Origin of the sequence: Acinetobacter baylyi DSM 14961 = CIP 107474, assembly GCF_000368685.1 — a bacterium.
Lineage (GTDB): Bacteria > Pseudomonadota > Gammaproteobacteria > Pseudomonadales > Moraxellaceae > Acinetobacter > Acinetobacter baylyi.
In genome coordinates, this window is sequence record NZ_KB849631.1 from 46356 (window position 1) to 67090 (window position 20735).

General features: G+C 39.6%; 22 protein-coding genes. 6 read left to right on the forward strand and 16 right to left on the reverse strand.

The genetic code is table 11. The features are described 5' to 3' along the window. Positions 1–64: 64 nt before the first annotated feature. Positions 65–1765: an NAD-dependent malic enzyme gene (locus F952_RS15895; protein ID WP_004930582.1), complete on the reverse strand. Its 1701-nt coding sequence runs from the start codon at positions 1763–1765 to the stop codon at positions 65–67. 252 nt (positions 1766–2017) lie between these two features. On the opposite strand from F952_RS15895, the gene F952_RS15900 reads away from it, so the two are divergent. From F952_RS15900 to F952_RS15910, 3 genes are all read left to right on the forward strand, one after another. Continuing rightward, entirely contained in the window at positions 2018–2608 is a 591-nt protein-coding gene (locus F952_RS15900) for a hypothetical protein (protein WP_011181983.1), read from the forward strand. Between the two features lie 152 nt (positions 2609–2760). After that, positions 2761–4551 (forward strand): arginine--tRNA ligase, encoded by a 1791-nt coding sequence (gene argS / locus F952_RS15905; protein WP_004930584.1) that lies wholly within the window; start codon positions 2761–2763, stop codon positions 4549–4551. A 115-nt stretch (positions 4552–4666) separates the two neighbouring features. Next, positions 4667–5269 (forward strand): SPOR domain-containing protein, encoded by a 603-nt coding sequence (locus tag F952_RS15910; RefSeq protein ID WP_004930585.1) that lies wholly within the window; start codon positions 4667–4669, stop codon positions 5267–5269. 58 nt (positions 5270–5327) lie between these two features. On the opposite strand, the gene F952_RS15915 is transcribed toward F952_RS15910, so the two are convergent. Together F952_RS15915 and F952_RS15920 are read right to left on the reverse strand one after the other, a co-directional pair. After that, complete coding sequence (locus tag F952_RS15915) at positions 5328–6581, reverse strand: ParB/Srx family N-terminal domain-containing protein (RefSeq protein ID WP_034709780.1); 1254 nt, start codon at positions 6579–6581, stop codon at positions 5328–5330. Between the two features lie 78 nt (positions 6582–6659). Then, on the reverse strand, positions 6660–7577 hold the full coding sequence (locus F952_RS15920; RefSeq protein ID WP_004930595.1) for a DMT family transporter: 918 nt from the start codon (positions 7575–7577) through the stop codon (positions 6660–6662). Between the two features lie 176 nt (positions 7578–7753). Between F952_RS15920 and F952_RS15925 the strand changes: the two genes are divergently transcribed. Continuing rightward, positions 7754–8620: a helix-turn-helix domain-containing protein gene (locus F952_RS15925; protein ID WP_004930598.1), complete on the forward strand. Its 867-nt coding sequence runs from the start codon at positions 7754–7756 to the stop codon at positions 8618–8620. Between the two features lie 2 nt (positions 8621–8622). On the opposite strand, the gene F952_RS15930 is transcribed toward F952_RS15925, so the two are convergent. The 6 genes from F952_RS15930 to F952_RS15955 all read right to left on the reverse strand — a co-directional run bounded on the left by F952_RS15930 (position 8623) and on the right by F952_RS15955 (position 11998). Continuing rightward, positions 8623–9264 carry a glutathione S-transferase gene (locus F952_RS15930; RefSeq protein WP_004930600.1) on the reverse strand — a complete coding sequence of 214 codons (642 nt, stop codon included), beginning with the start codon at positions 9262–9264 and terminating at the stop codon, positions 8623–8625. 107 nt (positions 9265–9371) lie between these two features. Then, positions 9372–9770, reverse strand: a complete 399-nt coding sequence (locus F952_RS15935; protein ID WP_004930607.1) for an OsmC family protein — start codon at positions 9768–9770, stop codon at positions 9372–9374. Beyond that, positions 9767–10714, reverse strand: coding sequence for a pirin family protein (locus tag F952_RS15940; RefSeq protein WP_004930608.1), 948 nt, complete (start codon positions 10712–10714; stop codon positions 9767–9769). Before F952_RS15940 ends, F952_RS15935 begins: the two co-directional genes overlap by 4 nt. A 150-nt stretch (positions 10715–10864) precedes the next feature. Beyond that, positions 10865–11104 carry a DUF2798 domain-containing protein gene (locus F952_RS15945; RefSeq protein ID WP_011181980.1) on the reverse strand — a complete coding sequence of 80 codons (240 nt, stop codon included), beginning with the start codon at positions 11102–11104 and terminating at the stop codon, positions 10865–10867. Positions 11105–11119: 15 nt separating this feature from the next. Continuing rightward, positions 11120–11437: a DUF3861 domain-containing protein gene (locus F952_RS15950; RefSeq protein WP_004930610.1), complete on the reverse strand. Its 318-nt coding sequence runs from the start codon at positions 11435–11437 to the stop codon at positions 11120–11122. A gap of 33 nt (positions 11438–11470) precedes the next feature. Further along, positions 11471–11998, reverse strand: coding sequence for a PadR family transcriptional regulator (locus tag F952_RS15955; RefSeq protein WP_004930614.1), 528 nt, complete (start codon positions 11996–11998; stop codon positions 11471–11473). A gap of 168 nt (positions 11999–12166) precedes the next feature. Between F952_RS15955 and F952_RS15960 the strand changes: the two genes are divergently transcribed. Continuing rightward, positions 12167–14647, forward strand: a complete 2481-nt coding sequence (locus tag F952_RS15960) for an AAA family ATPase (protein WP_004930619.1) — start codon at positions 12167–12169, stop codon at positions 14645–14647. Between the two features lie 109 nt (positions 14648–14756). Here F952_RS15960 and guaA read toward each other — a convergent pair whose 3' ends face one another. The 3 genes from guaA to F952_RS15975 all read right to left on the reverse strand — a co-directional run bounded on the left by guaA (position 14757) and on the right by F952_RS15975 (position 17366). Continuing rightward, on the reverse strand, positions 14757–16325 hold the full coding sequence (gene guaA, locus F952_RS15965) for a glutamine-hydrolyzing GMP synthase (protein WP_004930622.1): 1569 nt from the start codon (positions 16323–16325) through the stop codon (positions 14757–14759). Between the two features lie 137 nt (positions 16326–16462). Next, positions 16463–16831, reverse strand: a complete 369-nt coding sequence (locus F952_RS15970; protein ID WP_004930623.1) for a NirD/YgiW/YdeI family stress tolerance protein — start codon at positions 16829–16831, stop codon at positions 16463–16465. Positions 16832–16943: 112 nt separating this feature from the next. Continuing rightward, the gene (locus F952_RS15975; RefSeq protein ID WP_004930625.1) at positions 16944–17366 is read right to left on the reverse strand and encodes a DoxX family protein; all 423 of its coding nucleotides are present in this window, start codon (positions 17364–17366) and stop codon (positions 16944–16946) included. Positions 17367–17568: 202 nt separating this feature from the next. Between F952_RS15975 and F952_RS15980 the strand changes: the two genes are divergently transcribed. Continuing rightward, a complete protein-coding gene (locus F952_RS15980) occupies positions 17569–18216 on the forward strand; it encodes a DedA family protein (protein ID WP_004930626.1) in 648 nt (215 codons plus the stop codon). On the opposite strand, the gene F952_RS15985 is transcribed toward F952_RS15980, so the two are convergent. The 4 genes from F952_RS15985 to F952_RS16000 all read right to left on the reverse strand — a co-directional run bounded on the left by F952_RS15985 (position 18213) and on the right by F952_RS16000 (position 20726). Then, on the reverse strand, positions 18213–18803 hold the full coding sequence (locus F952_RS15985; RefSeq protein ID WP_004930629.1) for a LysE family translocator: 591 nt from the start codon (positions 18801–18803) through the stop codon (positions 18213–18215). The genes F952_RS15980 and F952_RS15985 overlap by 4 nt on opposite strands. 209 nt (positions 18804–19012) lie before the next feature. Further along, positions 19013–19402 carry a hypothetical protein gene (locus F952_RS15990; RefSeq protein WP_004930632.1) on the reverse strand — a complete coding sequence of 130 codons (390 nt, stop codon included), beginning with the start codon at positions 19400–19402 and terminating at the stop codon, positions 19013–19015. 10 nt (positions 19403–19412) lie between these two features. Beyond that, a complete protein-coding gene (locus F952_RS15995; RefSeq protein WP_004930635.1) occupies positions 19413–20252 on the reverse strand; it encodes a ParA family protein in 840 nt (279 codons plus the stop codon). 81 nt (positions 20253–20333) lie between these two features. Continuing rightward, positions 20334–20726, reverse strand: a complete 393-nt coding sequence (locus F952_RS16000) for a SirB2 family protein (RefSeq protein ID WP_004930638.1) — start codon at positions 20724–20726, stop codon at positions 20334–20336. Between the last annotated feature and the right edge of the window lie 9 nt (positions 20727–20735).

A 20735-nucleotide genomic window follows, 5' to 3' on the forward strand; every position in this document is an offset into this window, starting at 1 on the left:
TATAGGCTTTGTTATCTTTTTTCCAAAAAAAAAAGAGCCGAAGCTCTTTTTTTTAAATTATGGATTAAAACGGAACACGTTTATAACCACGATATTTGGGTTTCCAGAACTCTTTTTCAATATTCTGTAACAGCACCTCATCACTCATATTCAATGCCACACCATCTTCAATGGCAGCCTTCGCCACTTTGAATGCGATACGTTTGGAAACATCCTGAATATCAGCAATCGCTGGCAATAGGTCGGCATTTGGATTTTGCAACAATGGTGAACAATCCGCCAAGGCATTACTTGAAGCCATCAGCATGTTGTCTGTCACGCGCTTGGCACCTGAAGCAATCACCCCCAAACCAATCCCAGGAAAAATATACGAGTTGTTGCACTGTGAAATATTGTAGAGCTTACCTTGATAATTGACTGGTGCAAATGGGCTACCTGTTGCAATCAAGGCTCGACCATTTGTCCATTGAATAACATCTGAAGGCAATGCTTCAACACGTGACGTTGGATTAGACAGTGGCATCACAATCGGACGCTCACAATTTTCCGCTAAAGTACGAATCACTTCTTCGGTAAATAGACCTGGTTGACCTGACACACCAATCAATACCGTTGGCTTAGCATTCTTAACCACATCGAGTAGTGAAATGACTTCTTCAACGTTGCCCCAGTCTGATACTACTTCAGCTTTTTGTGCAAGCTTGCGCTGGAAATCTAGCAAGTTTGGCTGATTTTCTGTGATTAATCCAAAACGATCTACCATATACACCCGTGCTCTCGCCTGTGCATCTGTCAGACCTTCTGCGACCATTTGTGCCACAATCTGCTCGGCAATACCACATCCAGCAGAACCTGCACCCAAAAAGGTAATGGTTTGATCTTTTAACTGTTTACCAGCCGCACGACTTGCCGCAATCAAACTGCCCACCGAAACTGCAGCAGTTCCTTGAATATCGTCATTAAAGCAACAGAATTTGTCACGATACTTGGTGAGTAACGGCATCGCATTTTTCTGAGCGAAATCTTCAAACTGAATCAAAGCATGTGGCCAACGACGACGAATCCCTGTTAACACCTGATCGATAAATTCGTAATACTCATCACCACTAATGCGTGGCTGACGCCAGCCCATGTAAATCGGATCGTTGAGTAATTGCTGATTATTGGTACCCACGTCAATGGTAATTGGCAATGTATAGGCAGGGCTAATACCACCACATGCGGTATAAAGCGACAGTTTACCAATTGGAATCCCCATTCCACCGATACCCTGATCGCCTAGACCCAAAATACGCTCACCATCTGTGATTACAATCACTTTAACATTGCGCTTGCTCACATTTTGCAGAATGTCATCGATATGTTCACGATCTGGATAAGAGATAAAGATTCCGCGATGACGGCGGTAAATATCAGAGAAACGCTGACATGCCTCACCAACGGTTGGTGTGTAGATGATCGGCATCATTTCTTCCAGATGATCATTGATCAAACGGTAAAATAGCGTTTCATTGGTGTCTTGAATATTTCTTAAATAAATATGCTTGTTGATGTCGTCATTAAATGCGCCATATTGCTGATATGAGCGCTGGCTCTGCTCTTCAATGGTTTCAATCACATGCGGAATTAAACCGTGCAAATTAAAATGGCTACGCTCTTCCTGAGTAAAAGCCGACCCCTTATTGAGAAGTGGGAGTTCTAGGAGGGTATATCCCGCATAAGGAATATATAATGGGTGCTTATTTGTATTGGTTTCAGCTGTCATTGCCTATCTCATGTTTCAGGGATCAATCCCTAAAAGGTTGCTTATCTATTCATCTACTGCTATAGCTTAAGCCGTTTTGAAGCAAAATGGGCATTTCGAAATTTGATAGTGTTATGAACTACATTTAATCATCAAATAAGATTGACTTCACAATCAGAAAATCGACTGTTACTTACATAAAATACAAGACAGTTCTGTCTGATTTAACTACACTTAAAAGCATGTTGTTATATTCTAAAAATAGATCAGATCATGTTGACGTATTTTAAAACCTTCACATATATATTTTTATCTTTTGTTATGCTGAGCCAGCTCAATGCCTGCCAAACACTCTCAAAAACCAAAGACAAAGTGGGTGCTTTGCTTGGTGATACAGACATCCCCGAAATTGACAAAAAAGGCATGGTCGATTTGAGCAAAGTCAATGCGAGTCAGTTAGAACAGTTTCAACAAAATATGCCCAAAGACCAGTGGATATACAGCAAAGATAAAAAACAGGATATCTACACATTACAAAATAGATCTCAAAACAATTTTATTCTATCACTTCGCTTAAAATGCCAGTTAGCCAATCAACAATCTGGTTTTACGTTATATAGCCCACAAAACGAACGTATCTTGACAGCATATGATGCCAAAGCAGGTCCATTCCAGTTTTTGCTCGACGATAAAAATTATGGCAATCCTTTTAACCCTTACACCAACCAACCGCTCAATCAATTTAGCAAAGCATTAAATCAGGCTAAAGTCATCAAGCTATATCATGCGGGTACACTCTATACTTTTAGAAATCACCATGCTGAGCTTTTAAGCCAACCTGTTTCTTGCCATGAGCCCCAGTAGCGGCTTACAGAACTGATTCAATTTTAAAAATTAAATCAAAGCCTTAACCAAGTGGTGTGATTTAATCGTAGATTCACCACATCCCCCTCACCTAAACCAGTCAAAATTTGCTATATTTAGCGTTTTTCCGCGAACATTCGTTTTAGATAGATATGAATACCGCCATACAAGCAGCTCTGGATCATGTAGTGCAATCTCTTCAACAAGAAGGGATTCTTCCTTCGGATTGGAATAATAACAGTACCCTTACACGGACCAAAGACCGAAGTCATGGTGACTTTGCATCTAACATTGCCATGGTTGGATCAAAAGCTGCGGGTATGAAACCACGTGATTTGGCGGAAAAAATTCTGGCCTCTTTGCCAGAAGTCGCCGACATCACTAAGGCTGAAATAGCAGGCCCAGGATTTATTAATTTCTTTTTAAATGCCGATCAACGTTTTGCTGTACTCGACCAAATTCAGGCTCAAGGTCAATATTATGGCCAGACCCAGGTCAATGCCGAGAAAAAAATTCAGGTCGAGTTTGTTTCTGCCAACCCAACGTCTAGCCTTCATGTCGGACATGGTCGCGGTGCAGCTTATGGCATGACCGTTGCCAATCTACTTGAAGCAACAGGTGCACAAGTAGATCGCGAATATTATGTCAACGATGCAGGCCGTCAGATGGATATTCTGGCAACATCGACTTATTTACGCTATTTAGAGCTGTTAGGTCAGCCATTGGTTTTCCCAAAAAATGCCTATCAAGGTGACTATGTTAAGGAAATCGCACAAAGCATTATCGATAAAGATGGCGATGCGTATGTGCGCTCAGTCGCAGATGTTTACCGCAATGTCCCTGAAGATGTGCAATATGCGGAAGAACTTGATAGTGAAGGCAATAAAGTCGTTTTATCTGGCGATAAAGAAAAGCATATTGATGGACTGATTGCCAATTCTCAACAGTTGATTGGTCAAGGTTATCGTGTTTTTCACCAAGCAGCTTTGAAAGCGATTCTGGATGATATTAAAGATGACCTTGCCGATTTTGGTGTGACCTTTGATCAATGGTTTAGCGAAGCTTCTTTAACCCAAAAGATCGATGAAGCCTTACAAACCTTAGACCAACGCGGTTATCTATACGAAAAAGAAGGCAATATCTGGTTCAAGTCGACCAAATTTGGCGATGAAAAAGATCGTGTAGTCAAACGCCGTAATGGTCAAACCACTTATTTTGCATCTGACATTGCTTATCACCTTGATAAATTACAACGTGGTTACACGCATATTGTGGATATCTGGGGTTCAGACCATCATGGCTATATTGCTCGTGTCAAAGCAGCAATTGATGCAATGGGGTACGATTCATCCAAACTGACTGTACTGTTGGTACAATTTGTCAGCCTGTGGCGCGGTGGTGAAATGGTACAGATGTCTTCACGCTCTGGTCAGTTCGTGACACTGCGTGAACTACGCCAAGAAGTTGGTAATGATGCAGCACGTTTTTATTATGTGATGCGTAAATCTGAGCAACATATTGATTTTGACCTTGATCTGGCTGTTTCTCAAAGCAAGGACAATGCGGTGTACTACATCCAGTACGCGCATGCACGTATTTGCCGAATGCTGGAAAAGGCCAACAGCACTCAGATGCGCTTTAATCAAACACAAGCACGCCAGTTTGCAAACCGTCTTGACCTAGATGCAGAAACTGAAATTTTGGCCAAATTGGCTGCTTATCCAGATATTTTGGTTCGTGCAGCCAATGCCTACGAGCCACATCAGATTGGAAACTATTTAAAAGAACTGGCAGCCCTGTTCCATGGCTGGTACAACGAGCATAAAGTGCTGACCGAAGATGTTGAACTTACACAAGCACGCTTGTTGCTTTCAGTAAATGTACAGCAAGTTTTAAGAAATGGTTTAGACTTACTGGGTGTGTCTGCACCTGAAGCGATGTAACGCTTCTAACTAAATCAACACAATTCAGATCTGTTGCATAAAAGCCAAACCTTGTTGTTTCGGCTTTTATGCTATTGGTTAAGTGGTAGAAGTAAAATAGCAAGAGGATTTCCACGTGTTTGGAAAAACGCAACGCGGTGTATCTGAACGACCAAACAAACCCAAGAAGCCCCTGATTCCCCGTTGGTTAGGGATGTTGGTGGGTATTTTAATCCTGATGTGCATTGCAGTGATGCTGATGCTCTGGAAACCATGGAAACCTGTCTCGAGTAAAAATGAGGTGACTTCTACCCATTATCAGGAAGAAGATACCAATCATGACTATCGCTTCTATGATCTGCTTCCGCAACAACAGGTCACCCCAATTCCAGAACAGGCTATTCCTGAAAGTAAAGACAAAGGCACAGTCGTCATTGTTGAAGCACCTAAAATGGCAGCCAGTGAACCTGCTACAACGGGTGGCATCTCAACGACACCAGCGCCGCAAGCTTCTAGCTTTATCTTGCAGGTACGTAGTTATTCTGATCCAGATAGTGCTGATGCTCGCAGAGCCGAGATTATTTTAAATGGTTTATCTGCGGATGTAATCAAAACAGTAGAAAATGGTAAAACCTGGTATCGTGTGATTTCTGGCCCTTATGACACTCAAGATGCTGCTCTTGCTGCACAACAAACCTTGCAACATAGTGGCATCGATTCCATTGTGGTCAAACGCTAAAGTATTTTAAAAAAAAGGACTCAAATTTGAGTCCTTTTTTTATGATCATTTTTTAGTATCACCAGCCCCAGCAAGTGCCTGAGGCAGGTTTACCGCATGATCGATAGTTGATCGCATACCATAGACTTCCACCAGTACGTGGTGTTCCATCTTTTTTCACTTCATTACGATTTAATTCATCAAACGTACTTAACGCATTTGCTGTCACCGAACCTTTGTCGGCATTTTTCACCAAGGCCAATGCGCCTAAATCTGCGGCAGTATAATTTTGATAAATAAGGGTTTGTGGTGAGGTCGTTCCCATCAATACTGCATAATTGGCAACTGCTGCTGTATAACTGGTTGCACTTCCCGAAAGCGTTAAATCTTTATTCAATGTTGTGCTTGCCAGTACATCACTGACAGCATATTGTTTTGGATCAAGATGATAAAAACTGAGTGGCTTTACCAGACCCAGTTTTGCCTGATTCTCAAACCAGTCCTGCCATAAAAACTCAAGAAAATCGGTTGCTTTCTCAGGCTTGCTATAACCAATATCACGTAAAAAATACATGAGTGAACGGTGCTGGCTTTCTTCCATCCCATTCGGATTAGATACACTCTTAAGCCCTAGATTTTGTGGTAACTGCGTATAAAGGATGGGTTGGTTCTGACCATTACGCAACCAGACACGACCATCTGTCACCATTTTGTTCCAGAAGGCATCGGCGGTTTTTAGATTGCTGTCATTTTCAACCACGCGTACCCATACTTTCAAAGAGGCGCCGCCATCGGGTAGCTCTCGTAACTGGGTCATGGTGTGGTGACCATCGGTCAAATATAAACGTCCATCATAACCCACGACAACGGTTTTCAAATCTGCAAGCTCAGTTCCTGGTTGCTCACTACAGCCAAAGCTATTGATCTGACTTAGCGTCGCGGCTTTGAGCTGTTGTAAAGTCGTAAAATCATCACGACCTTTGGCACCAATGGTTTCACAGTAATCGCTAAATTTTTTACCGATGGTTTTATTCAAATATGTGAGCTGGCTGCTTGCATCCGACTGCCATGTTGGGCGGTTCCAGTCGCCTTGCCAGCGTCCCAGCTTATAATAAATCTGATCATAGCCAATTGCCCCCTGAGTAGGAATCAAGTCCGCAATTTCCACCTCAATGACATCACCTGCCTTGGCATTTAAAAAACGTTGATCTCGCGTATCTGATGGCTGGATCGACGATTGCTGATCTTGACTAGAGTCATTGCAAGCTGCCAACCCAAATACTGTACAGATCCCCAAAGCCAAAATACTCATTTTTTTAGTCATCATTTTCATCATCTGGTCATAATATACATGGTTTTAGAAGCAGCATATTGACCACAAATTATTCAAAACAGATGACAATACCGATTTTTACTGATGTAAATGAAATATTTTTAATCTTTTAAAACTATTTGCTACCCATTGAGGTTGATAAAACAGAATAAAATTCCCAAATAAAATCAGTACAACGCCCAGCCCTGCGCTCAATGTCCATTGATAATTTTCCCAAAAAGTTGAAATAGTCAATGCCACCAAAGGAAATAACAAGGTACTGTAAGCGGCCTGCCCTGCACCAATGCGTCCTACCAGAACAAAATAGATGCTAAAACCGATGACAGAACCGACTATCGCCAGATATCCTACTGCGCTGATTGCAACCCAAGATGTGTGCGCAAAAAATGTTTCTCCTTTTGTCAGTGTAATCACCAGCATAATCCCAGCGCCATATAACATCCCGTAAGCATTGGTCGTAAGTACATCACAACCTTTACGCTGATGACGCAGGCTAATCATGTTTCCTAAAGAAAAGCCATAGGTTCCCAACATACACAGTAAAATTGCCAGAATAGTTTTCCAGTCAATGTGTGTGGCTGTCAAATCATGCCAAAACAGCGCCAAGACACCTACCACACCGCATGCCATGGCTGGTATAAAATAAATCGAAATACGCTGCTTAAAAAACAAATAGCTATTGATGGCATTGAAAATCACTGCCAGTGAAAAAATAACAGACTCTAGACCACTATTAATAAATTCTACGGCGGTATAAAAGCAAATAAAGTTCAGGCTAAATACACAAAAACCTTGTAGAACACAAAATAGATGATCTTCTAAAGTGAGTTTTTTTAGGCGTTTTAAAACAATTAATCCCAAAAACAGAACCAAACCTGCAATACAAAATCGCCAGAAAACTGCGACTACAGACGACATTTCCCCCTGCTGGACTGCAATAGCAATCCATGTTGTTCCAAAAATCAAAACCACTAATGCATATAATATGGCATTCATATCACACCTCTCTTTGAGAAGTAGAGTGTGAAGGATGCGCTCAACTTAAAATTTTACATTTCTGCGATGACTTACATAATCTTGCGCTTTTTTGTGGTGATTTTTGATTACTATTTTTAAAAACTCGCTACACTGTAAATACGTGCTTAAGTCCACATTCATTCTTACTTTTAGCAATGACCTATCAAACACTTCAACAACTGCAACGGCATAAAACTCAGCTAATTGATACAGTACAATTGGGTTCTGGCATGCAGATTGCCGCATGGCGAAATCAGCAGGATCTGGTGAGTGTCTGTAGTAATCATCATACGCTGAGTTTGTACATTCAAGGTGGCTACGAGAGCTATCGTAAAACGCCGCATGGCTGGCGTAATGGTGGTGCACCTGATCGTTTTTGTCTGATGCCCGAAGCACATGAATCCGTTTGGGATATTCGGGATCAACTCAGTTTTGTGCATCTGTATTATACAGATCAGCATCTAAGAACACTGGCCTGTAAAATCTGGGATAAAGAACCTGCCCAAATTCAATTGCAAGAACAGAGTTTTGTTTCAGACACCAAAGTCAGTAGCGTTTATCGACATTTCTTACTCGGATGCGACTGGCGTGACTCAAGTAACCACTTACAATTAAGCAGTGCAGCAGACTTGTTACTGAATCATTTGCTCCAGTCTTATAGCAATGTGCAATGGCAACTCCCACGTGTCAGAGGCGGACTTGCTCCTTTCTTACTCAAGCGTGTTAAAGCCTGGATAAATGAGCACTTACACACAGCCATCACCATTGCTGATTTGGCAGCACAAACCCAACTTAGCGAATATCATTTTGCACACATGTTCAAGCAATCGACAGGTGTTTCACCGCATCAATATGTTTTACAGCAACGACTTGAACGGGCACACCATCTGATTTTACATCATTCATGCGATCTCACCCAAATCGCACTGCAATGTGGCTTTAGCTCTGCCAGTCATTTTAGCACCCGTTTCAAACATCATTACGGCTATTCACCTTCTGTGTTACGCCGACAAGCTTACTAAATTTATTCAATGCCTTTTTGTTTGGCCTGCTGATAGGCGGGACGTACCTGTATTCGCTTCAAAAATGCCTGTATGTGCGGATATTGTCCTGTCGTTCGGGTCAAGATTGCCTCTAGCGGAAAACTCATCTGAATGTCAGCAAAACTAAACTGCCCTGCAAAATAATCATGCTTGGACAGGTAATCTTCCAGAAAGGCAATATGGTCTTTTAAACGTGGACGAATAAAGCTGGCCTTGATGCCATCGGTAATTTTATTGGCAACAGGTCGAATCAGAAATGGAACATTTTTACCCACATTATTCATGACCAACTGAAACACCAACAATGGCATGAGTGAACCTTCGGCATAGTGCATCCAGTATAAATATTGAAATGCATCTTCATCATTTTGCGGTTTAAACTGATGGTCTAGATCATATTGGCTTTGTAGATATTCCAAAATGACCGCAGACTCGGCAATGACACGTTGATTATCCTGCAAAATTGGGGCTTTACCTAAAGGATGCACCTGTTTCAATTCAGGTGGAGCTGCAAATTTAGGTGAGCGTTTGTAATACTTAATTTCATAATTTTGTTGTAGTTCTTCGAGCGCCCAAAGTATACGAAACGAGCGAGACTGTTCTAGATGATGTAAGGTCAGCATAAGATTTTGTTTAGATCCTGAAGGTCTTATATTCAATCTCAGTTATAGCATTAAGCCCATGGCAATAGCATGGGCTTAACTGTAAAGTCATTTAATCACAACACCATTTAAACGATTGTGGTTTTAATTTCGACGCTTCGTAGTAAGGTCTTGGTGACAGGTGTTTTGCTACACACATTGAGTACTTTTTCTTGTAACTCGGCAGACAATGGATGTTTAAATGTAACGCGGCGCTCAATCCATTCCTGCTGTTCTTTGTTCATAAAGAAATCAACTTCAACATGAAATTCACCAAAATCTATTTCTTTATGCTGTGCATACATACGTAAAGTAATCATGGTGCATGATGCCAAGCTTGTGGTTAGAAAATCATACGGGGCTGGACCAGTATCATGACCACCAAAAGATTCTGGTTTATCGGTAATCAAATGATGCTGTCCCGTAGCGACTTCACCTTTCCAAGGCGCAGGATCAGTTTTGACTGTACTTCGGGCGATAATACTCATTTGGATGCTCTCATTTGATCTGGAAAAGTGGGGGCTTCTAAACGTGGGCCATCATAATCTGGAATTTTACCAAAACGTGAATCATGATTAACCCATTGCTCGCGAGCTTCACGTAATCCCTCAGTGGTACGTCCAACCAGATTCCACCACAACAAAATAGGTGTTTCGAATGGCTCACCGCCAATCAGCAATACACGATGTCCTTTTGGAATTTCGACATCAATATGTTGCACACCAGGTTCGAGTACAATCAGATTATCCTGATTCAATTCGTGTCCATTGATCCAGGCATGTCCATCTAACGCCAGGAAGCCATATTCAAATTTTGGATTAAGTGGGATACGGGTTTTAGTCTCTGCCTGAGCCGTCATATCGACACCAACCAACGGCGTATGCACTGCAACAGGTGAGATTTGCCCCATAAATTCGCCAACCAAAATGGTAAATTCAACCTGATCCTGTTGTGCTTGTGGCAATTTTGGATAATGGTCAAACTGCGGTGGCATATTCAATTTTTCATCTGGCAATGCAATCCAAAGCTGTGCTGCGTGCATTTTGGTTTCAGTATCTGGCGCAACCTCAGTATGTGAAATACCATGTCCTGCAGTCATCAAATTAACCTGATAGGGCCGAATCAGTTGTTTGGTTCCCAAACTATCGGTATGCATCATGGTACCTTCGATCATCCAGGTAAAGGTTTGCAGTCCTGTATGCGGATGTGGCCCTACGTCCAAACCATCTCCTTGTGGAAAAGTAACTGGCCCTGCATGATCCAGAAAACACCATGCCCCAATCATGCGTTTTTGACGACTTGGCAATGCACGCTTAATGACAGTGCCTTTGCCAATTTCAGCACTACGAATCTGAAAATCCTGAATAAATTGATTGATATAGCTTTCACAATCCTTTGAATCGGAAATATCGTAATCATTATTATTGCTCATGATATTGCTCTCTTTTACCTATGCCGTGGTGCAATGAGTTATATGATTGATCTTAACAATACCAATGTCATGCAATATAGTCTTTTCGTAATACACAGAGTTTTATTCTTGCGACAGTTTTTATTTATTGGCAATCCATCTTTTTTCAATTCATTTTGGAGGTATATCTACAAACAATGCCGTAAAACGTCGAACCAAAGGTAAGAAAATGAGCACTATCGGATAGGCAATCATCCAAGAAACCATCCATGTCGCAAACCATTTTTGTATAAATCCAGATATAAATCCCATCGCAATTAAAAGATTAATAAAGGAGATCGTGCCACTCATTAAACCTGACAATAATAAGGGGACGATCCAGGCTGCGTATTTTTCAGGTAGTTTTTTCAATATTTTTTACTCAATTTAACGTTCTAAAGATGATTCAGGTTTTTTTACATGCTGTTTTAGATTCTTCATAAACTGGCCAAATTGAGGCATAAATTCTTGAAACAGAGGATGATCCCGATGTTGTAACATCACTTCACTAAACAGTTTTAAACCTACCGCAAAAGATTTTGTAGTTTGTTCATCAAAAAACTTGGCTGATTCTAATTTTTCAACGATCTGGAAAATATCATCATGATTGCCTGTATAGAATTCAAGCTTTTGCGCATACGTAGATACGTTACCTTTGGCATCTTTTAAATGCTGAACGCTGACAAAATATTGATGTTGTTTCATAAATTTTCTCTAATTTGATATGGGATAAAGTGTTTACAAACGACCAATCGCAATTGCAGCTTGATCAATTTTTTCAGCAATCTGGTAGATCTGCTCTTGCTGTAAATCGGCAGTATTGAGTTTTAGACGCAGTGCAGTTTTAAGGTTTTCCATCGCACGATGAATCTCAATCAACTGGTCATTATTATGAATTTCACGTCTTAGTCTTAATTTCTCTAGCAACTCATCCAGTTTGCCTTGTTGCTCCTGCATGTAAGCTTCACCCAGCTGAGTCACTTGATATTGCTTACGTTCTGCATCTTGTAAAGAAATGAAATTCATTTCTTCTAAGTTGGTTAATGTTGGATAAATTGTTCCTGCGCTTGGTGTATATCCATCACCCACGAGATCGCTAATTTCTTTAATAATTTCATAGCCATGTTTCGGACTTTGCTGAATGAGATGTAATACTAGGAGCTTCATCCGACCCGCTTCAAATAGACGCCCACGACGGCCTGAATGGTGATGCTCTCGATGCTGTAAATCCTGTTCAGGTTGATGATGACTGGATCGATGTCTCATCTTTATTTTCTCATATTGCTTAATTTAGATATATTAAGATATATCTTAGTATATCTTTTAGCAAGTTAAGATATTACTTATAGTTAAAATTAGTATTGACTTCATCTAATAATTCATTAATTTAAATATAAAAATTATTAACTTATAATCATTTCAATAGGAATTAGCATGTCTAAAATTACGAAAATTACGAAAATTACGAAAATTACGAAAATTGCAAAAATTGATAATTTTGGAATTTTTCAAAACTTTGATTGGAATACTCATCTTTCCTCTAATCCTGCTCAACAGAACCAAACTTATGACTTTAAAGATATCAATATTTTTTATGGTCGAAACTACTCTGGAAAAACTAGCCTTTCTAAAATTATCCGAGCGTTAGAAACTAAAACACTTTCACCCAAATACGATAATCCTGATTTCAAAATTGAACTCTCGAATGGCTCTATCATTTCACAAAGTAATCTATCGACATTCTCTCATCCAATACATGTTTATAATTCCGACTTCATCAAAGAAAACTTAAGATTCATTCATGATGAAAATGCAAATATTGAATCTTTCTCAGTCACATTGGGTGGTGACAATCAACAGATTTTGAATCGGATTCAAGAACTAAAAAATGAGTTAGGTTCAGATGAAGAAAATACTAGATCAGGAGTTTACCTAAATATTTATAATAAAAATAATGAAATAAAGAATGTTACAGAAAATCATAGCTCTAAGAAACGTAATTTAGATAAATTACTTTCAGATAAAGCAACTCGTGGCTTAGAATCGATAAAAGACAATCATGAACGCTTTGGTGAGATTCGCTACGATAAACGAAATTTAGAAGCAGATATTTCTAAAGTACTGAGCAATAACTATCAACAGCTAACACGAACGCAAATAGAATTATTTGAAAGTATTATCCAACAACGTGAGTTATCCGCTCCACCTGAACTCTTGCCTTATACTTTAAATTTCTCATCTCTTATAAATTCAACCTCACAAATTTTAAAAACTGTTGTTGGCGGCTCTCAAAAAATTGAGGAATTAGTCCAAGACAGTGAGCTTAATTTATGGGTCCAGAAAGGCCATCTGTTACATAAGGATCGGTCTAATTGTGCTTTCTGTACTAGTGAGATTACTGAACAAAGACAAAAAGAATTAAGACAACATTTTGATCAAGAAACCCAGCTCCTTCAAGATCGCATTGCAGATGGTATAGAAAAGATAAAAACATTATTAGAGAGCCAAAGTTTAAAAATAAGTTTTGATATAAATCATTTTTATCAAAAACATCATGGCACTTTAGCCGAGTTAAAAGTTAATCTTCACAAGACCATCGATCTACAGAAGCTATCGCTTGAACAAATTATAAAATTACTCGAACAAAAAAATAGACAACCGTTTACTGAATTAGATGCTGAATATCCAGTCGACCATTCAGATCAAATCAAAGCTATTCTTGAAAAAATCTCTGCAATCAGAAATGAGTGCATTCAATTAAATAGCAACTTAAAAACTCAACAAAACGAAGCTAAAAATGCATTGCGTTTAGATCATATTTATCACTTCTTACAATCTATTAATTACACTCAGTTAACTTCAGATATAAAACTCACATCTCAAGCTATAACTCCCTTACAAGAAGAACTTGACGCACTTGAAACTCGAAAAATCTCGATTACTGCTGAAATAAAAAGTAAAGAAGATAAATTAAAATCTGAGGGAGAAGCTTGTCGACACATTAATGAAATTTTACAGCATGATTTTGGTCATCAGCATTTGAGTCTTGAGCCAATTGAAACTACTAGCACCAATAGTCAATCCATAAAATTTGAAATACAACGACTTAAAAATGGAATAAAAACAAAAGCTCATAATTTGAGTGAGGGTGAATGTAGCTTAATTTCATTTTGTTATTTCTTAGCAAAAGTACAAGAATCTTTAAACAGTGGTCAAGAACCTATTATTTGGATAGATGACCCTATCTGTAGTTTAGATAGTAACCATATTTTCTTTATCTACAGCCTAATCAATGAAAAAATTTGTTTGCAAGGTAAATACTCACAGCTATTTATTAGTACACATAATCTCGATTTCCTCAAATATTTAAAAAGATTGAATACTAGGGTCATAAGAAATGATAAAAATAAGGAATTGCAAGTTAGTAAATATCTAATTTCTAGAGAAGAAACCTTTTCTCAAATTTATCAAATGCCTAAATACCTAAGCGAATATTCAACCGAATTCAATTACTTATTTAAGCAAATTTATACATGTGCAATCACAAATATTTTGACTGATGAAAATTACTCAATATTCTATAATTTTAGTAATAATGCTCGTAAATTCATAGAAATATATTCTTTCTTCAAATTCCCAACGTACTATAAATATGATGATGACAGATTAAAAACTTTTTGGAATGATGAAATTTATCGATTATTTATAGGAAGAGTAAATAATGAATACTCTCATTGCTCAGGTGTTTTAGAACGAGGTATGTCACTAATGGAAGTGCCTGAAATGCATCAAGTAGCTAAAGCAATTATTCAAAAGGTGAAAAAGGATACACAACAATATACTGCTTTATTAGAGAGCTTAAACATAGATATAGCTAATGACCCATTAAGTATTTCTTCACCAACAACAGGATAATAAAAAAGGACGCTTCAGCGCCCTTTTTTATATGTCTTAAATCAGACCGCGCTCAGAGCGCTCGCTTGATGTAAAACTGGCAAGCAGGTTGATGCTTGAACCCCCAGTTTTACTCCCACTCAATCGTTGCTGGTGGCTTAGATGACACGTCATACACAACACGTGAAACATCTTTGATTTCATTCATGATACGGGTTGAGATTTTATCCACCAACTCGTATGGCAAGTGAGCGAAACGCGCTGTCATAAAGTCAACAGTCTCAACTGCACGAAGTGCGATCACCCATGCATAACGACGACCATCACCGACCACACCCACAGATTTTACAGGTTGGAATACTGCAAAGGCTTGCGCAGTTTTGTCATACCAACCACTTGCGCGAAGCTCTTGCATAAAGATGTCATCGGCAAGGCGAAGAATATCTGCATATTCTTTTTTCACTTCACCCAAAATACGCACGCCCAAACCTGGACCTGGGAACGGATGACGGTAAATCATGCTGTGCGGCAAGCCGAGTGTGGTACCCAATTTACGCACTTCATCTTTGAATAAATCACGTAATGGCTCAACCAATTCAAATTCTAAATCATCAGGTAAACCACCCACATTATGGTGTGATTTAATCACGTGTGCTTTACCCTGTTTGCTTGCAGCAGATTCAATCACGTCAGGATAAATCGTACCTTGTGCCAAGAATTTCACGCCATCCAGTTTGCGTGCTTCTTCTGCAAATACTTCAATAAATTCACGACCAATGATCTTACGTTTTTTCTCAGGATCAACTTCACCTGCAAGCGCAGTCAAGAAACGTTCTTCTGCATCTGCACGGATCACACGAATCCCCATGTTATCAGCAAACATTTGCATCACTTGGTCACCTTCGTTTAAACGAAGCAAACCATTGTCCACAAATACGCAAGTCAACTGATCACCAATGGCTTTATGCAACAATGCAGCAACGACAGATGAATCCACACCACCCGATAGGCCAAGTAAAACTTTTTCGTCACCAATTTGGGCGCGTAACTGTTCTACACGCAAATCGATAATGTGTTCTGGTGTCCAAAGACCGCCACAACCACAGATTTTATGCACAAAGTTTGCCAGTAACTCGGCACCTTTCGCTGTATGCGTGACTTCAGGATGGAACTGCACACCGTAAAAACGGCGAGCTTCATCCGATGCTGCTGCGAATGGACAGCTTGGGGTACTTGCAGTGGTACTAAAACCTTCTGGTAAACGACTAACTTTGTCGCCATGGCTCATCCAGACATGCAGTTGATTCTCACGATCTTGCAAGTTTCCAACAAGTTGGTCGCGCTGCTGAATATCCACTTCGGCATAGCCAAACTCATGTACAGTACCAGGCTCAACTTTTCCGCCCAACTGCTCAGACATGGTTTGAAAACCATAACAAATCCCTAAGACAGGTACACCAAGCTCAAACACCACTTGTGGCGCACGCGGGCTGCCTTCTTCATGCACGCTTTCAGGCCCACCTGACAAAATAATGCCATTTGGATTAAATGCACGAATGTCTTCTTCAGACATATCAAAAGCATACATTTCAGAATATACACCCGCTTCACGTACACGACGTGCAATGAGCTGGCTGTATTGAGATCCGAAATCCAGAATTAAGATACGATCATCAGTAATGTGAGTATTGGTTGTCATGATTACGCAACTATGCAAGGCAACGAGAGAAGCGCAATATTCTAGCATTTTTCCAAGTATCGCGCACGTTCTTTCAATCAGCAAAAGTTATCAAAAAAGCAGCATTAAAAAAAGGCACTTGATTCGTGCCTTTTAGTTTAGTGTTGAATTTTTTCAATCTTAACCACTTCAATATCTGTAGGTTTGTAGCGATGGGTATCAACCTCACCCACTGCACGGACATGATCACCTACTTTTAAGCCTACCGCACGCCAGAGATCATCATCAATTTCAAGGCTAATTACACCCGTTGTATCTTTAAATTCATAATGATCACTTTTGATATGTTTGGTGATTTGACCTGTCAAGGTCACACCTGTTTCATCTTTCAGTTTGGTAATTTGCTGCACGTTCACCACATTTTTTGCTGCTTCCTGAACAATCAAATGATCATCTTTACCTGCAAACGCACTGGAAGATAAGACAACTGTGGCCACTACAGAAGTACTAAATATCAGTTTTCTCATTATTGTCTCTGTTTAAATACCGTCAAATCATCTAAACAGAAAGTTAAAGAAATATCGGCTAGAGTTTTGTAATACAAGGTAAAATTACGTCTACCTTGTATTTGTAAATATTTTATTTTTCAATCGCTGCATCCAGACTGATTTTACCTGCACCGTGCAGCATCAAAAAGAATAAGCCACCTGCCATCGCAAAGTTTTTCATAAAATTAATGGCCTGTGCCTGATCTGTTCCTTCATGAAAAATAAAGGCTGTAAGCAAACTAAAAATCCCAAGCCCGAAAGCAGCAAAACGAGCTTGGAAACCAAAGAGTAAAGCCAATCCACCACCAAACTCCACTAAAATCGTGAGCGGTAATAATGCGCCAGGCACACCCATCGCTTCCATATAGCCAACTGTCGCAGAATAAGCTGTTATTTTTCCCCAACCAGCGACAAGAAAAATATACGCCATCAGAATTCGTGCAATCAGTGAGATAATCGAATCTGCGCCATTTTGAGTGACAATATTTTTAACCGCGACATTTGGATTAAACATAAGAAATACCTTTAATTCTGAATTTTGTTCGTTCGATATAGCAATGATATGGATATTTATTTTTGCAATAAATATGCAAATGAAAGACTCATCGTTCCAAAAATAACACATTCAAATCTTTTTGAATTTTTATACTTTATCTTACTGACTTTCGATTGTAGCACTGCTAGGATTTGAACACGCTTTTGTGCTGTTGTGTCTCATGGAACTGTTTGATTTTATTTTGCACGTAGATGAACATCTACTTGAATTTGTTCGTAATTATGGGGTATGGATTTACGCCATTCTATTTCTGATTATTTTTGTAGAAACAGGCTTAGTCGTCATGCCTTTTTTACCTGGCGATAGCTTACTATTTGCGGCAGGAGCTTTGGCAGCATCGACGGGCGCAATGGATCCATGGGTGCTGGGTGTTCTATTATTTATTGCCGCAGTACTGGGTGATACACTGAATTATCACATTGGTCGTTATATTGGACCACGCGTGTTTGAAACCAATTCACGATTTATCAATAAAGCGCATCTCACCAAGACACATCAGTTTTTTGAACGTCATGGTGGTAAAACTATTATTTTTGCGCGCTTTATTCCTTTTGCTCGTACCTTTGCACCCTTTGTTGCAGGTGCAGGCAGTATGAACTATAAATTCTTTCTGACTTATAATGCGATTGGTGCGTTCTGCTGGATTGCGTCTTTTATTACACTTGGCTATTTGTTTGGAAATATGCCTGTTGTCAAAGACAATTTTACCCATTTGATTTTCGGAATCATTATCTTGAGCGTGCTTCCTGCGATTATTGGGTTCATACGTCAAAAGCTAGGCAGCAAAGTAAAAGACAAACGGATTTAGAAGAATCTAAAAATCACAGGCAACATACAAATCACCAGTAACAGTGCAGATCCTTTATATAAATGATCTGCTTTTACGCCCTTGACATCGCCAGATAATAATGCGCGTCCAAAACACATCCAGAATAAAGCCACAGGCAACAGAATCACACTAAATAAAGCAAATACATAAGCCGTATTTTTTAAAGATTCCCAAGTCTCAGGCGGAAAAATTCCTGCCGCAAACAACAATGCTTTCGGATTTTTAAGACTGGCAAAAAATAATTGCCGTGGACGGATAGATAAGTGATGCTGGCTATAACGTTGCAAATGTGAGCTTTTCCAAAGATTAAATGCCAGCCAGATGACATACGCCGCACTAATGGTATGTAGAATTGGAATAAGTGCAGGCCAGATCGGTTCACCTAAATGAATAAAAATTGCCCATAGACTAATTCCATAGAGATAACCTAGCCATTCTGCAGGAATAACATATGCTGTTTTCAATATACCTTGGTGATGAGCAGCACTGGCCAGTAGAGCATTGGTCGGTCCTGGAATGAGTAAAACCGCGATCATTGCAATAACAAAAAGCCAACTCTCAATCATAAAACATCCATAGTGATGAAGATGAACACACCTTATACGAAAGTCGTTTCATCTGACAAGTTAAAGAGACGGGCAGCATCGCGTAGCAGCACTATATTAATGCAAAAACAAAAACTATATAATTGTTTTTTATAATAATATATCAAAACATTTTGCAAAAATTTAATGATAATTTGGCCAGCTTATGCCAGCCAGATCAGCAATTCCGACTAATTTGTGCTCTTTTTACGTACAATCATTGGGCAATTTTTAAACTGGGCGGCTTGTGCAATCGCTTCTTGCTGACCCAGTACACGAGAAAGTTCAGTATTTTTAGTCTCTGATGACTGTCCCAAATTCACAGAAACAGAAGGACCGAAGCCCCAACCTCCACGCCCCCAGCCACCGCCAAGCCCTAACCCCAAACCTACACCGGTACGTTTTGGGGTTTGCACGCCATTGTCGATATATTGTTGAATACGATTATATTCACTTTGCAATTGCTGACAATTTAAAGACTGATATTGGGTTGGTGAAACATAAGCAGGTTTAACCGTTGTGGCGCATGCACCTAACAATAAAGTAGCTGCCAATAAAGGCATGACTATTAAGCCTTTCATACCATTGTTCTCATTCAATAGATTCAATTTCGCTAAACAGATTCTGATACGCAAGTGTCAGCTTATGCTCAGGTGACAAATGAACCAAAGGTAAATTTTTCTGGTGTGACTCTTTCATCAAAATAGATGGCGGTAACATGCTGTTGAGGACTGGCAAGCCTTCATCTTTTAATTGCTGAACCACTTCTCTTGGGAGTTTGGCCTGAGATTGAAACTGGTTCACAATGATCCCTTCAATTTCCAAGCTATCGTTATGATCATCTTGGGTTTCGATCACATTTTCAATCAAAGTTTGTAACGCACGTTTGGAAAATACATCACAGTCAAATGGAATTAAGACACGATCCGCAGCAATCAGGGCAGACAATGTAAAAAAGTTAAATGCAGGCGGCGTATCAATATAAATACGATCATACTTGCTGACTAATGCCTGAATGGCATCACGCAATTTATAAATTTTATGTTTGGATTCTAATGCATGTTCCAGCGCACCCAGCGTTGGACTTGCAGGAATAACATCCAGCATCGGAAATGCTGTCTGATGCACAAAATGATCTAAACCTTTTGAACGTGACTTTAGAATCGAACCAATAGCACTGCCAATTAAACCTTTTTGCTGAGTTGTTCCAAGTACATCTTCAAAGAAGTTTTCAATATTCGGTTCAAGTGCCTGCTTCTCTGCCGAATAAGTAGCTGCGTCACCTAAAAGGTACTGACTGGAATTTGCTTGCGGATCAAGATCAATCACTAAAGTTTTGAGGTTATGTTTTGCACTCATCGCCGCCAGATTGACGGTAATACTCGACTTACCCACCCCACCTTTTTGATTAAAAACCACTCTTGTTCGCATACTTTCCCTCTAGCTGTTATTTTAAAACCATGATCCAGTTTAACCTAGACTTACGCCAAAAAGAGAAAGTGTGTCAAACAATTACGCAAAAACTGGCTTAATCATAACAAGGCTTATAATAGCAGCAAAAGCCACTGCACCAATGATCAGCCCTGCACGGCGCTGCACCAGTAAAATATCCTGATCCTTTTTGAAAGCTTTATGAAGTGAAGATAAAAGCACCACAAATAGGATAATTTTGGCATAAAACCAAGGTTGAACCTGAAAGTCTTTCATAAAAAGTAGAATTACTCCCGTTACAATGACGACGCTAAAACTAAGATGTTGAGTCGCAATCAAAGGAACCCGTGCTACAGGATTAGGTTGTTGACCTTTTACACCGACAAATAATGTCGCTGCGCGGAAAACAAACACCAGTAATGACAGAGCAACGGCTGTCATATGAATAATTTTGGTGATTAAGTGTGCATCCATCTTTTATCT

Bases quoted from the DNA above. Each gene is read 5' to 3' on its own strand.
- F952_RS15920 (WP_004930595.1), bottom strand. From the start codon at position 7,577: ATGAATGCCATATTATATGCATTAGTGGTTTTGATTTTTGGAACAACA.
- F952_RS15935 (WP_004930607.1), bottom strand. From the start codon at position 9,770: ATGAGTATTATCGCCCGAAGTACAGTCAAAACTGATCCTGCGCCTTGG.
- F952_RS15980 (WP_004930626.1), top strand. From the start codon at position 17,569: ATGGAACTGTTTGATTTTATTTTGCACGTAGATGAACATCTACTTGAA.
- F952_RS15925 (WP_004930598.1), top strand. From the start codon at position 7,754: ATGACCTATCAAACACTTCAACAACTGCAACGGCATAAAACTCAGCTA.
- F952_RS15930 (WP_004930600.1), bottom strand. From the start codon at position 9,264: ATGCTGACCTTACATCATCTAGAACAGTCTCGCTCGTTTCGTATACTT.
- F952_RS15915 (WP_034709780.1), bottom strand. From the start codon at position 6,581: ATGAAAATGATGACTAAAAAAATGAGTATTTTGGCTTTGGGGATCTGT.
- F952_RS15895 (WP_004930582.1), bottom strand. From the start codon at position 1,765: ATGACAGCTGAAACCAATACAAATAAGCACCCATTATATATTCCTTAT.
- F952_RS15950 (WP_004930610.1), bottom strand. From the start codon at position 11,437: ATGAAACAACATCAATATTTTGTCAGCGTTCAGCATTTAAAAGATGCC.
- F952_RS15990 (WP_004930632.1), bottom strand. From the start codon at position 19,402: ATGAAAGGCTTAATAGTCATGCCTTTATTGGCAGCTACTTTATTGTTA.
- F952_RS15940 (WP_004930608.1), bottom strand. From the start codon at position 10,714: ATGAGCAATAATAATGATTACGATATTTCCGATTCAAAGGATTGTGAA.
- F952_RS15960 (WP_004930619.1), top strand. From the start codon at position 12,167: ATGTCTAAAATTACGAAAATTACGAAAATTACGAAAATTACGAAAATT.
- F952_RS15985 (WP_004930629.1), bottom strand. From the start codon at position 18,803: ATGATTGAGAGTTGGCTTTTTGTTATTGCAATGATCGCGGTTTTACTC.
- guaA (WP_004930622.1), bottom strand. From the start codon at position 16,325: ATGACAACCAATACTCACATTACTGATGATCGTATCTTAATTCTGGAT.
- F952_RS15975 (WP_004930625.1), bottom strand. From the start codon at position 17,366: ATGTTTAATCCAAATGTCGCGGTTAAAAATATTGTCACTCAAAATGGC.
- F952_RS15955 (WP_004930614.1), bottom strand. From the start codon at position 11,998: ATGAGACATCGATCCAGTCATCATCAACCTGAACAGGATTTACAGCAT.
- F952_RS16000 (WP_004930638.1), bottom strand. From the start codon at position 20,726: ATGGATGCACACTTAATCACCAAAATTATTCATATGACAGCCGTTGCT.
- F952_RS15995 (WP_004930635.1), bottom strand. From the start codon at position 20,252: ATGCGAACAAGAGTGGTTTTTAATCAAAAAGGTGGGGTGGGTAAGTCG.
- argS (WP_004930584.1), top strand. From the start codon at position 2,761: ATGAATACCGCCATACAAGCAGCTCTGGATCATGTAGTGCAATCTCTT.
- F952_RS15900 (WP_011181983.1), top strand. From the start codon at position 2,018: ATGTTGACGTATTTTAAAACCTTCACATATATATTTTTATCTTTTGTT.
- F952_RS15970 (WP_004930623.1), bottom strand. From the start codon at position 16,831: ATGAGAAAACTGATATTTAGTACTTCTGTAGTGGCCACAGTTGTCTTA.